The organism is Proteus alimentorum (genome assembly GCF_002607735.1).
GTDB classification, from domain to species: domain Bacteria; phylum Pseudomonadota; class Gammaproteobacteria; order Enterobacterales; family Enterobacteriaceae; genus Proteus; species Proteus alimentorum.
On the sequence record NZ_NBVR01000018.1, the window covers coordinates 377,971 to 392,517 of the forward strand.

Below are 14,547 nucleotides of genomic sequence, written 5' to 3' on the forward strand. Positions count from 1 at the left end.
GTAATTTAATGATTGAAGCAGGTTTATCACAAAAGCAGCAAAATACGATTCGCCAACAAGGTTTTGCTATTCGTCATGAACCTGCAGAAGGTATCCCCCGGCGCATAATCTATTTCATGTCCTGTAATTAATAAAAAAGGGGAAATGGTGGTGGCAGTATTGACGATGGGATTTATTGAACCTGAAAGGCAAGTGGAGCTAGGCAATGCATTAAAAGCCAAAATGGCGCATTTTTCCCGTTAATTTGCTAAAGGACTTATTTAGGCACTTTTGCGATAAAAGCAAAGTGCCTAAAATCGTGTGTTGATTAATCGAATAGCCCTTTTGCCAAAATGTCACCTTCTTCAGATATACCGGGTAACACGAAGTAATATCCGCCACCAAAAGGTTTGATATAACGCTCTAAAGGTTCTCCATCTAAACGTTTTTGGGTATCAATAAAACCTTTTTTCAGGTTATTTTGAAACGAGATAAAGATCAGCCCCATATCGAGTTGACCCGAAGGCGTTAATCCTAATGAGTAGCTATAACTGCGTCGGCGTAATTTGGCACTGTAACGCTCTGGATTTCTTGGTTCAGCCCGCCGCATATGAGAATCAAATAGCACTCTGTCACCGTGAGGATCTTTTTCAAATTGCGGATCATCCATCTCCTGCTTCATACCTATTGGCGCACCGGTTGAGCGATGGCGACCAAAGTTATTTTCTTGATCTTCAAGCGGTGTTCTATCCCAGAATTCCAAAGCAAAACGAATAAGGCGAACAGCTTGATAACTTCCGCCTAAACACCACTGTGGCTCTTTTTGTTTCTTAGTGATCCAAACAAGATCATCCATCAAACGATTATCTGAAGAAGGTGCGTTGCCAGAGCCATCTTTAAGGCCAAAAAGATTAATAGGCGTTTGCCGATTATCGATATCACGAGCAGGAAGAAAACCATCGATTTTCCATACCGCATAAACCTTCCCTGACAGGTGTTTTAAAATATCTCTTAACGCATAAATCACACTTTCTGGGCTATTCGCACAAAGTTGCAGTAATACATCGCCACCACACCATTTAGGATCGAGCCGGTCATTAGGAAAAGGTTTCATTGGTTCTAAGCGCTTAGGTTTTTTAGCTTGAAAACCCAAACGGCTATCAAAAAAGCTATCACCTAAAGCGACGGTGATGGTTAATTCATCGGGGTGTAATTGCGTCCCTAAAATACCGGATTCAGCAGGAGGAAGATGTGGATTAGCCCTTTGTTGAAGTTCTCTGGGTTGAGTTAAAAAGGCAATTCGTTGTGTCAGTGTTGTGAATATTCTTTTTATCTCATCGGCGTTTGTTACTGTCAGATTAAGTGCAATCAATGAGGCATGTTTTTGTTCTGGTGTAATAACACCCGCTTGATGTTGGCCTAAATAGGGAATAGCACGTTGATAGCGTGGAGTAGATAAAGCCTCTTGTTTTTCTATTGCTTTCGCGCCCATGCTGGCGAGTAATAGACTCCCACCTAACCATTTTAACGTTGTACGTTTATTGAGGTTAACTGGATTTTTTGATAGCGATTTAAAGAGCGTTTTATTTTTCATCACTTGCTTCTTTATAGTGATAGTAAACATCAATATTGAGCGTGCTACGTAAGTTTGCCACTTGCTCTGCCAATTGTGTTACTTGAGAAAAAAGCCAACTTTTTTCTGTTTCAGGAAGCGCTGTTAAAGGCTGGAATAGACCTTCATCGCGCTGATATTTTAAAAGCAAAGCACCTATATCGTCATAGTGTTTGATAAGCAATTGATATTCTGTCGTTGGAATATGATGAGATAAGATCTCTACGATTAGGCGCGATCCAGATAAGTTGGCATAGCTATCACCCAGATCGCTGTTTGAATATTGATTTTCAAGACCCGCGAGTTTGTCAGTTAAAATAAACTCTAAGCTATCACCCGCAGACTGAACCAATTTAGGGATAGGAATATCTTCAATCGCGATACGTTTTTTTAAGTCACTAATACCTCTTAAAAGGGCTTTTGCCGACTCCGTGGCTTTTTGAGGATCTTCTAATTTAAACAGTTGATATTCAACTAAATGAAATCCTGAAAAACGAGGTGAATTTTCTCTTTCAAGAAAGAAATTGGCTCGATTATTCAATAAACGTTCGCTTGTACCAAAAAGGGCAATAATAGGGCGGATCACTTCATAATGATAATGCGCTTGTTGATAAGCATTTTGTGCGTTAATAAGCTGATTTTTTTCACTGTTTTCGATTAATTTATCGAGCGATTTTTCAACTAGCGTTAATTGTTCAACCGCCTTTTCTCGATAATGTAAAATATCGGTTTCGAACTTTTTAGGAGTAGGGATATCCCCTTTGGCAATAACAATATTTTCGCTATCTTGAATAATACCCTGAATCATTTTTTCGGCATAAACAGGAAAAGAAAATAACAAGATAAATAGACAAGCGGTGATATTTTTACTTTTCGACTTGGCATTATTTAGCATGGCGAGCACCTCGCTTAAATAACAGTGCAACAACCACCCAATACACAATAAATGTCACCACGCTTAAACCAATGGGTTGAGAGCGATAAGCAAAAAACGAGACTAAAAAATTACCAAAGACACTGGAATCATCAAGAATATGGCTAATATCCCAAAGAGGATAAATAAAGAAATCAGGCAATTCAAAATCCATTTCAATCAATAGGTTGGCAATTTCTTCTACGGCTTTTAATAACAGAGAAACGGCAAGGAAGAGTAGTAAAAATCCTGTTACGGTAAAGAAATAGCGCCATGAAATAACTTTTGAAGTCAGTAAAAATAGCCATAGAGTGAATGCTGCGACAAGTAAGCCAATAAAGACCTCAATAAAGAAAGGCAGTGCTGTTTGTGCATTGAGAGCCATAATATGGCTAGAGAGAAAGACCACCACTTCGCTGCCTTCTCTGGCAATCGCAATGGCAATAATCAATAAAATACCCCATGCACTTTGTTGCTGTGTTTTTTGGGTGAGTTCATTTTCTATATTTGTTTTTAATGATTTTCCTTGTCCATTCATCCAATAAACCATCTGCACAATAAGTACACAAGCGAGGATCTCCATTGCGATCATAAATAGAGATTGCCACATATCTTCGAGTGAACTAAATACGCCATAAATACTTAGCGCGAGAATAATGGCAAGAAATAACCCAAATATCACGCCACCCCATAAATATTTCATACCTTGTTGTGGTGCTGGTGAACGTTTTACCCACGCATAAATAATGCCTACCACTAATAGCGCTTCAAAACTTTCTCGCCAAACAACAAACAGAACTTGTCCCATAGTTACTCTGCCTTTTCAGTTGCAACAATTTCACCTTGTGGATGAGAAAGGTGAAAATCATCAAAGAAGGTGTAACGTCCCGGTTTTAGTGGTGCGATTACAACGACAGAATTTGCGCCCGGTGCTAATACTTTTTCTTTACGTAGCTGTGTACTTTCAAATTCAACAGGGCTAGTACCTGTATTACGGATTTTTATTCTAATGGGTGTTTTAGCAGGAACGTCAATTACTTGGGGAATAAGTTCGCCATCTTTCATTTCTAATTCAACGGTGTATTTTTCTGCTGCTAAAACAGAGGATGTCACCATTAACAGCAGTAATAATGTATATTTAGAGAGAGTTTTGATCATCAGCGTTTCACTTAAAAAAGAGAAAAAGGATAAATCCAAAGGGTTGGATCTATCCGTTATCAAGCTAATTAATAACTGCCTTTACGGCCCGTTCCGCTATAGGTGAAATCCCATGACACTTCAAAGGGTTCAAACCAAGGTGAAACACCGGTTTCTTTATCGATATGGCGACCAAAAGCGATATCTTTGTTGTATGAAGGCGGGTAAATCTTATAGGTCACGTTATATTGACCATTTCCATCCAGCTTCAGGTTTTCACCATAATGAGGACCATCATTGGCAACCATCGCCATAAATGTACCTTGCTGTTTTTTCGCAGGGGCATCGGATTTTGTTACGGTGTATTCAATGGTGAGATAAGGGATCCAATCGCCTTCAGCAAATCCATTCGGATTATCTTCTGTGGCATGAATATCTGCTTCTAAATGGATATCTGCCTTATCAGCAGCCAAGTGGTTCATCGCATGATGACCTTCTTCAGTATCCATAGTGATCGGTTGGAGGTAAACCCCTTGAATTTCCATACCATTTTTAAGAATAGGATGACCAACTGGATACTCAACAGCGAAAGCGGATGAAGAAAGCAATGAGAGTGCAGTGAGAGAGAGCGCATAGCGATATTTCATGTTTAACCCCTATTATTGAATGATAATTGTTATTATTCTTAGTAAGGTTAACATAATTTGTATTAGAAATAGGAGACAATCTATACGAAAAATATCGCTTAAGTTGGCAGAAAAATCAGTGAAAATAGCGATAACATTTTCTTTTATAAAAGAAAAAAATTTGTTGTTTTGAAATAAATATATGAATGGAATTAATAATTATGGGTAATAATACCCAATAAAATCATCTAATTAAGAATGATATATGGAAATCTTATTTATCTTAATGAGAAGATAAAACAGAAGACTTCCATACTAAGATGATTAAATTTGGCTTTGAGCGCTCCAAAATTGTTTGGATTGTGTCAGTGCCACAGCAGAAACTTGCTCTTCATTTGGTGGTAGGAAAAATGCAGGAGTGACTTTTAGCTCTTGTGCAATATGAAAGAGCATATCAACATCAATCTTACATAGCCCATTCTCATAACGTGAAAATTGTTGCTGGCTAATACCGACTCGTTCAGCGACAACCTTTGCTGACAAGCGAAGTAGCTGGCGTTGTTTACGAATTTTATGCCCAATAATTTGAGAAATGGGATAAATCTTTGACATTAGTGACCTCATTCTTCCTATCAACCACCAATAATATCCAATAAATTGAATATCAAGTTTCCGTGATGGACCTTCAAAATAAACAAGCGCTCCGGCTTGAATGAGTAAAATCCATACTACTGTGTTATCGGTTAATTGGGTGAATTATTTATACCCATAACGTTATAAGATGATATTAATTTTCATTAAACTATTTTGATATCCTTCTTTTTCCTAGCAGGATAGTCGAGATTTTTTTGATAAACAGTGCTATATATTTCCCAAACACCATTTTATCCGTTATTTGTGCTCGCATTTGTGATTAATAAAGAGTAAATAATGAAGCTATAACAAAAAAGATAAAGCCCTCTTTGACTGTGTTTATACTCGAAAATACCTTTTATGCATTTTGATAATGGGGAGTTTTTGAGTTTTTTTTTATATCAATAAGATTTCTTTTCTTAAACCGGTGTTAAATTCAAACGACTCTCCTCACTTTATTGAAATTTATAAAATTACATTCACATCTAATAGGCTACGGCGTTAAGATTGTTAACTATAATACTTAGGCAGAATATAAGTGTTGCAGGGTAATTATCTATTTATCGTCAAGGTCGAGATTATGAATGTAAAAGATATCATTCGTCATGAACCATTTGGAACATTGCTAGGCTATGCGCCTGGTGGTGTCGCGATTTACTCTTCAGATTACAGCAGTATTGATAAAGAAGACTATGCCGCTAATGATTCATTCCGTAGTTATATTGGTAATGAATATATGGGGCACAAGTGGCAGTGTGTTGAGTTTGCTCGCCGTTTTCTCTATTTGCATTATGGGGCTGTATTTACTGATGTGGGAATGGCTTATGAGATCTTCTCACTGCGTTTTTTACGTAAAACTATCGATGACGATATATTGCCATTACAAGCCTTTGCTAATGGTAGCAAACAACCCCCCACAGTGGGAGCTTTGCTGATTTGGCAAGAAGGTGGTGAGTTTAAAGTAACAGGGCATGTTGCTGTTATTACTGAAGTACTTGAAGATAAAATTCGTATTGCGGAGCAAAATGTTATCCATACTAGATTGCCGGCAGGGCAACAGTGGACAAGAGAATTACCGCTTAAAGTGACGGATAATGGTTATTTTATTCAAGATACCTTTGATAATACCACTCTATTAGGTTGGATGATCCAAACAGAGCCTAATGCTTATAGCCTTCCTCAACCTAAAATTACGCCAGAATTGTTAAATATTCATACCGCGAAGCTTGATAATAAAGGTCAATTCAATGGCAAATGGTTAGATGAAAGCTCACCACTAGAAAAAGCTTATGTCCTTGCACAGCATGGTCATATTATCAATCAAGATAGCTATGAATATTTTACCATTTCAGAAAGTGCAGAGCAGGAACTTATTCGCGCAAGTAATGAAATGCATTTGATGTATTTGCATGCAACTGAAAAAGTGTTGAAAGACGATAATTTACTGCGTTTATTCGATATCCCTGAAGTATTGTGGCCTCGTATTCGTTTGTCGTGGCAAAACAGACGTCATCAAATGATCACGGGACGCTTAGATTTTTGTATGGATGAGCGAGGTGTCAAAGTTTATGAATATAATGCGGATTCAGCCTCTTGCCATACAGAAGCTGGTTTAATTATCGAGAAATGGGCACAAAAAGGTGGAATTAAAGAGGGCTTTAACCCTGGTGAACGCTTACTTGATGCATTAGCGGATGCTTGGAAACACTGTGATGCAAAACCTTTTGTGCATATTCTTCAAGATGATGATAGTGAAGAAGATTATCACGCTCTCTTTATGCAACAATCACTGACTCAAGCCGGTTATAACAGTAAAATTCTACGAGGATTAGGTGAGCTTCATTGGAATAGCCGTGGTCAATTGATTGATGCAGACAAACGTGTTGTTGAATGTGTTTGGAAAACATGGGCTTGGGAAACAGCATTAGATCAACTAAGAGAAGAGAGTGAGCAACAAGCACTGATCCCTATTCGTACAGGGCATCCTGAAGGCGAAGTTCGCTTGGTCGATGTGCTTTTACGTCCTGAAATTACCGTTTTTGAGCCTCTTTGGACACTGATCCCTAGTAATAAAGCGATCCTACCTATTCTATGGCAATTGTTCCCTGATAACCCTTATTTGTTAGATACGGATTTCACAGTGACACCTCGTCTTGCACAAAGTGGTTATGCGGTTAAACCAATAGCAGGTCGTTGTGGTAGTAACATTGGTTTAGTCGATCATAAAGAGAATGTGTTAGATGAAACCCATGGTCAATTTGATCATCAAGAAAATATTTACCAAGAATTATGGTGTTTACCAAAAGTGGCAAATCGCTATATCCAAGTTTGCACCTTTACTGTGGGGGGGCATTATGGTGGTTGTTGTTTACGTTCAGATCCAACGCTAGTGATTAAAAAAGAGAGTGATATTGAACCCTTAATTGTGATTGAAGATAAACACTTTTTAGCTAAATAAGATCATAGACGTTTAGAATTAATAAATAATAGACCCGCCAATTAGGCGGGTTTATTTTAATAAAGAATGTTTTCAATATTAGGCCAATCATCGGCATAATGATCCGTCATTAATAAAAAACATTCAGCCACGGCACGATTTAAAGATCTATGTTCAACGGTATCTTTTTCTATTGAAGTGACAGACCATACTTTATTTTCTTGATGATAAGAGCATGACATTTCGCAATCTTCTAATAAAGAGAGTGCATCATCAGCATTTTTGAGTAAATCAAATATCGCGCCATCAGGATCTAAGGAGCTCCAAACTTTTTCGGTTTCTGTATCAAATTCGATTTCATAACCATAACGACGATAGATAGCGGTTAGGTTTATTTGAAAATCCGAGTAGTGACTATAGCGATGAATAGGTGGTTGGTAGGTATCAGGCGCTTGGACTTTTTGATTATTTTTATAGTCCTGAATTTGTTTTTCACGCGCTTGAGCGCGTTGATAGCCTTCATCGCCAAATTCTAAAATGCGTGCTTTACGATGAGCATGACTAAACTCAAGCACTGCTGGCCCATAATAGAGGCCTTCTTCTGTTTGCACATCCAATAAGTCAACTAAGATATAACGTTTATTCTCAGTGATATGTTCTTTATTTGCGACGATTAAACCTGCATATTCTGCAATTGCAATAAGTTGTTTTGTCGTGAATGTCATTTCTTTCATCGGATTTTCCTTAAAAAATTACATGCTTTCCTTGATTTGTTTTTTCAGCCACTGAATGAAAAGCTGTACTTTAGCATTATTTTTTTCATTTCGAGTGACAAGGTAATAACGCTGAGCACAAAAAAGCTCACTATTATCAAAAGGGATAATTAATTCTTTATTCGCCAGTTGTTTTTGCACTAAACGCTTTCTTCCCATCGCCACTCCCGAGTGGTTAACCGCAGCAATAACCGCAAGATCAGAGCGGTCAAAACAGATATTGCTACGATTAGGAAAAAGCGAAAGTCCCATATATTCACCCCAAGCTCGCCATTCGTCGAAATCCGAGTTATTACTCCAAGCTTGCCTATCATGTAGCAATGTGCAATTAGAAAGATGATGAATATTACCAATAAGCTCATGTTTTTTCGCGTATTCAGGACTACACACAGGAATAATAGATTCTGAAATTAAATCTTCACAATAAAGGTTTTGCAGTTGCTTATCATCGAAATAAATTGCGAGATCAATACCATAACCTCGAAAGTTAATATCATCATTTCCTGTGAGTAGATTTAATTCAATCGATGGGTAACGTTCAGTAAAATCTGAAATACGAGGAACTAACCAACATTGGGCAATAGATGGTCGTGAATAAACGGTGAGAATACCTGAGACTTCTTGATTATGAATATCTAAAATTTCTTGGTTAATATCTTCTAGCGTTTTTTTAAGCGCCCAATAAATTCGTTCACCTTCTTCTGTTAACTCTATTCGGCGATGAAAGCGGTTAAATAGCTTAATGCCCAACTCTTCTTCTAATGTATTAATACGGTGGCTAATGGCACTGGGCGTTAATGACAGTTCTTCTGCTGCTAAAGCAAATGAAAGATGGCGACCAGTTGCTTCAAAAGTGTGAAGTCTTGCTAATTGATAACTGGATAATCGTTTATTTCTTAAAATCACGCTAGAAGATTCAAACATTCTTTTATTCTCGTTTTTTTACTAATAGTAACGTAGGTTAACAATCAAGGTAATGTTAAGATGAAATACCATGCCACTACTCATCATAATGTGATTATTTGTGTATTAGATCACTTATTTGAGTTAATAGAGTTCATCTTAGTGTAAATTTTCATCATTTGTAAGTGCCGAATGATTAATATTCAATATGATTAACAATAAATAAAATATTTGGGATGGATATATGGATTCAACGTTATGGGTGCTAGGTACTCTTATAATTAGTATCTTGCTCATTGTTTTTACTATAATAAAATTTAAGTTTCACCCGTTTTTAGCCTTACTATTGGCAAGCTTCTTTGTGGGTACTGCAATGAAGATGAATCCTTTAGAAATGGTAAATGCGATTGAAAACGGTATTGGTGGTACGTTAGGATTTTTAGCAGCAATTATCGGTTTAGGAACTATTCTTGGTAAGATGATGGAAATATCAGGTGCCGCAGAACGCATCGGTATTACATTGCAAAAATGCCGTTGGTTATCTCCAGACGTTATTATGGTATTGGTTGGTCTTATTTGTGGTATTACACTCTTTGTTGAAGTGGGTGTGGTATTACTTATTCCTCTTGCTTTCTCAATTGCGAAAAAAACAAATACTTCATTATTAAAATTAGCTATTCCATTATGTACAGCATTAATGGCTGTTCACTGTATTGTTCCTCCTCATCCTGCTGCATTATTCGTAACTAATGAATTAGGGGCAGATATGGGAACCGTTATTGTTGCAGGCCTTGCCGTTGGTTTAGTTGCATCTTTAGTGGGGGGGCCTTTATTCTTAAAAATGTTAGGCGAGCGCTTACCATTTAAAACGGTACCTGAAGAATTTTCTGATATGGAAATTCGTGAAGAAAAAGATTTGCCTTCATTAGGTGCCACACTATTTACTGTATTATTACCTATTGTTCTGATGCTGATAAAAACAGCAGCAGAATTAAATATGACTAAAGGCACATCAATTTATACCGCATTACAGTTTATTGGTAACCCAATTACTGCGATGTTTATTGCTGCCTTTGTTGCTTATTATGTATTAGGTATTCGCCGTAATATGGGCATGAATACTTTATTGAAGAAAACAGAAGATAGCTTTAGCTCTATTGCCAATATCTTATTAATTATTGGTGCGGGCGGTGCTTTTAATGGCATTTTAAAAGGCAGTGGTCTAAGTGAATCTTTAGCGTTAATTCTTTCTAATTTAGATATGCATCCTATTTTATTGGCTTGGTTAGTCGCCATTATTCTTCATGCCGCCGTTGGTTCTGCGACTGTTGCAATGATGGGCGCTACTGCAATTGTTGCACCATTAATGCCTTTATACCCAGACATTAGCCCTGAAATCATTACATTAGCAATTGGTTCAGGTGCTATTGGTTGTACCATCGTCACAGACTCACTGTTTTGGTTAGTGAAACAGTATTGTAATGCAACTTTAAGTGAAACTTTTCGTTTTTACAGTGTCGCGACCTTTATTGCCTCCTTTGTCGCATTAGGCGGTACATTTATGCTTTCTTTTGTCATATAAAAGAGAACGACTATGAGCCATATAGATATAAATAAATTAATAAGTCATTTTCCACTAGTTCGTGACTTAGTGGATTTAAAAGAAGTGGTTTGGTTTAACCCAAAAGTGACCACCACTGACCAGGGACTTCCATATGTTGGTTTAACGCAAGATGACGTAATTGACGCACAAGCACGACTACAACGTTTTGCACCTTATTTAGCTAAAGCATTTCCAGAAACAGCTGTGACTCAAGGAATTATCGAATCAGACGTGGTTGATATCCCTAAGATGAAAGTTGCTCTTGAAAAGCGTTATAACACATCCATTAGCGGTCAATTGCGTTTGAAAAAGGATAGTCATCTACCTATTTCAGGTTCAATTAAAGCGCGTGGTGGGATTTATGAAGTACTGACTCATGCTGAGAAATTGGCGATTAATGCGGGATTATTAAGTACAGATGATAATTATGAAAAATTATTTTCTGACAAATTTCGTGAATTCTTTAGCCAATATAGTATCGCGGTAGGCTCAACAGGCAACTTAGGTATGTCTATTGGGATCATGAGTGCGAAATTAGGCTTTAGCGTGAGTGTTCATATGTCTGCTGATGCACGTCAGTGGAAGAAAGATAAATTACGATCTCATGGCGTTAATGTTGTTGAATATGAACAAGATTACAGTATTGCGGTAGAAGAAGGTCGCAAAGAAGCAGAGAAAGATCCTAACTGTTTCTTTATCGATGATGAAAACTCAAAAACATTATTCTTGGGTTATGCGGTAGCGGGATTACGTTTAAAACGCCAATTTGAAGAACAAGGTGTTCGTGTTGACAGTGAACATCCTCTGTTTGTTTATCTGCCTTGTGGTGTTGGTGGCGGCCCTGGTGGTGTTGCTTTTGGGCTAAAACTGGCATTTGGTGATGCAGTACATTGCTTATTTGCAGAGCCAACGCATTCACCTTGTATGTTATTGGGTGTTTATACTCAATTACATGAGGGCATCTCTGTACAAGAGATTGGTATCGATAACGTAACGGCTGCTGACGGTCTTGCTGTTGGTCGTGCATCAGGCTTTGTTGGTCGAGCAATGGAGCGCTTAATTGATGGTTATTATACTATTGATGATCAAGTGCTTTATGACTTACTCAGTTTATTAAATAAAGAAGAAGGGATTAAGTTAGAACCTTCGGCTTTAGCAGGAATGGTAGGTGCTGTACATGTCACTCAAGCTAAAGATTATCTGCAAGGTTTATCACTAGACAGTCAAAAAATGCAAAATGCAACGCATTTAGTATGGGCAACGGGTGGTGGTATGGTTCCAGCAGATGAAATGCAAAAATATCTCGCTCAAGGAAAATAGAGTATAGAAAGGGTGCTATCAGCTTTTGTTCTGATAGCCCCTCAAAAAATAAAGGGGGTAGTACAAGTATCTCTAATCGTTATCTAAAACAATAATAGCGTAGTCATGTGTTATGCCAAGTGTTACATCAAACATTCACACCAGGATGTCACACCAGGGGAAAATGTCGTAGTATTATTATAAAAAAAGAGGCACCCATTGGGTGCCTCGCTTACTTTATATCTTGCTAAATCAGAAGATATTAAAAATCAATTTTAATATTTACCCCATAGTTTCGACCCGGTAATGGGGCTAAATATTTTAATTGAGAAGATGCAGGCCTTGCTTCAGTATTAGTGAGATTATTAATAATAAAATCAACGGAAATATCTAACTTATCAAGATGATATTTTTTACCCATGCCTGCATCGACTAAAGTATAGGAAGGGAAGGTAATGTCTCCACCATACATTAATCCACCACTCTCTTTCTGTTTTTTATAGTAAGTTGCGCTACTAAATGCGGTTAATTCGCCATGCTGATAATTAATGCTAATACCATGTTTTTCATTAGGTAAGTTTGGTAAATAATTACCTGCAATAAATAGCTTCCTTTTACTTTTATTTTCGACAAAATCCCCGAATAGTGTAAATGTAAGATTATGATCGTGAGGCATTTCATATAAATACTTAAATTCGTATTCTAATCCTTTTGTTTCGAGGTCAGTTTTATCCCACTCCATAACAGTAACGCCACCACGACTGACGCCTGTTAATCGTCTAAATTTAAAATCACTGTAGTCTGTTTTATACAAATTAAGTTTATTAGAGAAATTGCCAATCTCAATAACAGATGATAACTCAATACTTTTACTTTTTTCGGTATTAAATTTACTGTTTCCTTGTTCTTCAATTAAATAAGCATAATGAGGGTCATGTGTATAAAGTTCATTAATTTCTGGTGCTCGATAAGAAATATTCTGTTGTAGTTTTAATGTCCATTCATCAATTGGTGTAAAAGATAAGGCGAGTGTATTTGCACTTGTATCAAAATGACGGTTTTGTAAATTAGAACCTTGCCCTCTACCACTATTATAATTCGCTGGAATATTGAGATGATGTTGAGTATAACCTTTACGGTATCCAGCAGTGAGCTCAAAAGGAGATAAATTTAGCGATTCCACCCAATATATTCCGTACTCTTTGGTTAATACACTGGGTAAATAAGCATCATAACCAGACGTTTTCAGATCACGATAATTACCGTTAACGCCAATAGCACCATTTAACCGATTAAAGAGCGGAGCATGTGCCGTTTCTAATGCTAGTTGGTGATTTTGGGTTTCAAATACTGATGATGCAATTTGTCCCACTAATTCTTCATCTTTCGATTCAGAATAAGAGTAATAAAAAGCACTGTCTCTTAAAAAAGGTGTTAAGTGATAATGTTTTCCTTGTATATCTATTCGCCGATTATGATTTGAAACCGAAACAGGTTTATACATTTCTCGACTTGTTTTTGTGGTGAGATAAGCATAACCCGGTACACCGTAAGAAGTCTGAAAATCAGTAACAGATAAACCTATATAGCCTTCATCTCTAATATAAGAAAGAGATGCATTGCCACTTTGACTTTTTAAGAAGCTATTTGGGATCTCTTTATTGTTATTTTCAACATAATGTTTAGGCGGAGTCACATGTTCAATAGAGGTGGGACTACCTGGTTTATATTGTGAATTGGGTTCGTTATCGACATAGCCAATACCTGAAAAATAATCTTTATCTTTAAAGGTATATTTATCGTCTTCACTTAGCTCATATTCAACCTTATATTTTTTCCAAAACTCACTAATGTAAGGATAAGCTTCAGGATTACGGCTAGTAAACACTTTCATATCCACTTGGCATTGATCACGTAATGCAAAATGGTTTTTTAGCTGTTGATAGCTATAGCAATCCCCCACTTTAGAGCGTGTTGGAATTTTATATCGAGAGACGCGTTTAGTGGCACCCGAAATATTAAAAATCCAGTTTTCTTCATCGCTGAGTTTAATATTTGCAGAACCCCCATTACCGTTATTGGTACTTCCATTAAAAGTCACGGCACCTGAAATCGCTTTTTCAGGCAACTCTGTCATTATTCGGTCATCCCACAAATGAATAGCGCCACCGCTTGTACTACCACCATAAAAGAGTGCTTCAGAGTTTTTGCTAATCGATATTTCATTAATTCTATTCATATCAATGGGGATCGGCATATTTCCACTAATAAATGAAACATCATTGATGGGTAGATTATTGACTAAAATGCCCACTCGATTTCCTGATAAACTTCGAATAACAGGCCTTGCAGCATTAGGGCCAAAGCCTTCAGTTTGTACGCCAGCAACTTTTGCAACGGTGTTACCAATCGTATTTGTTTTTATTTGTTCAAGTTGTTTTCCTTTTATCTCTTCTCGATTATTGAGTAATAAAGAGGAGAATGTCTCTTTGTTTTTTATTGATGTTGCTTTAACAGTAATAACATCGTTTGATGTTTCTTTTCCTTGGCTTTTATCTTGATTATTCTCTTTTCCATATAAAGGAGACGACAAAAGCATAAGTAAAATAATAGAGAGTTTACTTTTTTTCAT

Annotated in this window: 12 protein-coding genes; 3 read left to right on the top strand and 9 right to left on the bottom strand. The window is 37.1% G+C overall.

All coding sequences use genetic code 11. The annotated features are described in order from the left end of the window. Positions 1 to 307: 307 nt before the first annotated feature. From efeB to B6258_RS04635, 6 genes are all read right to left on the bottom strand, one after another. On the bottom strand, positions 308 to 1,573 hold the full coding sequence (gene efeB / locus B6258_RS04610; protein WP_164996134.1) for an iron uptake transporter deferrochelatase/peroxidase subunit: 1,266 nt from the start codon (positions 1,571 to 1,573) through the stop codon (positions 308 to 310). After that, complete coding sequence (locus tag B6258_RS04615; RefSeq protein ID WP_099074266.1) at positions 1,563 to 2,486, bottom strand: EfeM/EfeO family lipoprotein; 924 nt, start codon at positions 2,484 to 2,486, stop codon at positions 1,563 to 1,565. Before B6258_RS04615 ends, efeB begins: the two co-directional genes overlap by 11 nt. After that, positions 2,476 to 3,312, bottom strand: coding sequence for an FTR1 family iron permease (locus B6258_RS04620; protein WP_099074267.1), 837 nt, complete (start codon positions 3,310 to 3,312; stop codon positions 2,476 to 2,478). The genes B6258_RS04615 and B6258_RS04620 overlap by 11 nt, the downstream gene beginning before the upstream one ends. A 2-nt stretch (positions 3,313 to 3,314) precedes the next feature. Beyond that, complete coding sequence (locus B6258_RS04625) at positions 3,315 to 3,662, bottom strand: cupredoxin domain-containing protein (RefSeq protein WP_099074268.1); 348 nt, start codon at positions 3,660 to 3,662, stop codon at positions 3,315 to 3,317. Between the two features lie 68 nt (positions 3,663 to 3,730). Then, positions 3,731 to 4,288, bottom strand: a complete 558-nt coding sequence (locus B6258_RS04630) for an iron transporter (protein ID WP_099074269.1) — start codon at positions 4,286 to 4,288, stop codon at positions 3,731 to 3,733. A gap of 303 nt (positions 4,289 to 4,591) precedes the next feature. After that, the gene (locus B6258_RS04635; protein WP_099074270.1) at positions 4,592 to 4,879 is read right to left on the bottom strand and encodes a helix-turn-helix domain-containing protein; all 288 of its coding nucleotides are present in this window, start codon (positions 4,877 to 4,879) and stop codon (positions 4,592 to 4,594) included. 601 nt (positions 4,880 to 5,480) lie between these two features. Here B6258_RS04635 and gss point away from each other — a divergent pair. Continuing rightward, a complete protein-coding gene (gss, locus tag B6258_RS04640) occupies positions 5,481 to 7,358 on the top strand; it encodes a bifunctional glutathionylspermidine amidase/synthase (RefSeq protein WP_099074271.1) in 1,878 nt (625 codons plus the stop codon). A gap of 56 nt (positions 7,359 to 7,414) precedes the next feature. On the opposite strand, the gene B6258_RS04645 is transcribed toward gss, so the two are convergent. Together B6258_RS04645 and dsdC are read right to left on the bottom strand one after the other, a co-directional pair. Beyond that, positions 7,415 to 8,071: a hypothetical protein gene (locus tag B6258_RS04645; RefSeq protein ID WP_099074272.1), complete on the bottom strand. Its 657-nt coding sequence runs from the start codon at positions 8,069 to 8,071 to the stop codon at positions 7,415 to 7,417. Between the two features lie 18 nt (positions 8,072 to 8,089). Then, positions 8,090 to 9,034 (bottom strand): DNA-binding transcriptional regulator DsdC, encoded by a 945-nt coding sequence (dsdC, locus tag B6258_RS04650; protein WP_099074273.1) that lies wholly within the window; start codon positions 9,032 to 9,034, stop codon positions 8,090 to 8,092. Positions 9,035 to 9,257: 223 nt separating this feature from the next. Between dsdC and dsdX the strand changes: the two genes are divergently transcribed. Continuing rightward, positions 9,258 to 10,595 carry a D-serine transporter DsdX gene (gene dsdX / locus B6258_RS04655; protein ID WP_099074274.1) on the top strand — a complete coding sequence of 446 codons (1,338 nt, stop codon included), beginning with the start codon at positions 9,258 to 9,260 and terminating at the stop codon, positions 10,593 to 10,595. Positions 10,596 to 10,607: 12 nt separating this feature from the next. Then, positions 10,608 to 11,936 (top strand): D-serine ammonia-lyase, encoded by a 1,329-nt coding sequence (locus tag B6258_RS04660; RefSeq protein WP_099074275.1) that lies wholly within the window; start codon positions 10,608 to 10,610, stop codon positions 11,934 to 11,936. 241 nt (positions 11,937 to 12,177) lie between these two features. Here B6258_RS04660 and B6258_RS04665 read toward each other — a convergent pair whose 3' ends face one another. Further along, positions 12,178 to 14,547, bottom strand: a complete 2,370-nt coding sequence (locus tag B6258_RS04665; RefSeq protein WP_099074276.1) for a TonB-dependent receptor domain-containing protein — start codon at positions 14,545 to 14,547, stop codon at positions 12,178 to 12,180.

What these genes read in the sequence shown, in the direction of transcription:
- efeB (WP_164996134.1), bottom strand. Translation starts at nt 1,573, where the DNA reads ATGAAAAATAAAACGCTCTTTAAATCGCTATCAAAAAATCCAGTTAAC.
- B6258_RS04615 (WP_099074266.1), bottom strand. Translation starts at nt 2,486, where the DNA reads ATGCTAAATAATGCCAAGTCGAAAAGTAAAAATATCACCGCTTGTCTA.
- B6258_RS04620 (WP_099074267.1), bottom strand. Translation starts at nt 3,312, where the DNA reads ATGGGACAAGTTCTGTTTGTTGTTTGGCGAGAAAGTTTTGAAGCGCTA.
- B6258_RS04625 (WP_099074268.1), bottom strand. Translation starts at nt 3,662, where the DNA reads ATGATCAAAACTCTCTCTAAATATACATTATTACTGCTGTTAATGGTG.
- B6258_RS04630 (WP_099074269.1), bottom strand. Translation starts at nt 4,288, where the DNA reads ATGAAATATCGCTATGCGCTCTCTCTCACTGCACTCTCATTGCTTTCT.
- B6258_RS04635 (WP_099074270.1), bottom strand. Translation starts at nt 4,879, where the DNA reads ATGTCAAAGATTTATCCCATTTCTCAAATTATTGGGCATAAAATTCGT.
- gss (WP_099074271.1), top strand. Translation starts at nt 5,481, where the DNA reads ATGAATGTAAAAGATATCATTCGTCATGAACCATTTGGAACATTGCTA.
- B6258_RS04645 (WP_099074272.1), bottom strand. Translation starts at nt 8,071, where the DNA reads ATGAAAGAAATGACATTCACGACAAAACAACTTATTGCAATTGCAGAA.
- dsdC (WP_099074273.1), bottom strand. Translation starts at nt 9,034, where the DNA reads ATGTTTGAATCTTCTAGCGTGATTTTAAGAAATAAACGATTATCCAGT.
- dsdX (WP_099074274.1), top strand. Translation starts at nt 9,258, where the DNA reads ATGGATTCAACGTTATGGGTGCTAGGTACTCTTATAATTAGTATCTTG.
- B6258_RS04660 (WP_099074275.1), top strand. Translation starts at nt 10,608, where the DNA reads ATGAGCCATATAGATATAAATAAATTAATAAGTCATTTTCCACTAGTT.
- B6258_RS04665 (WP_099074276.1), bottom strand. Translation starts at nt 14,547, where the DNA reads ATGAAAAAAAGTAAACTCTCTATTATTTTACTTATGCTTTTGTCGTCT.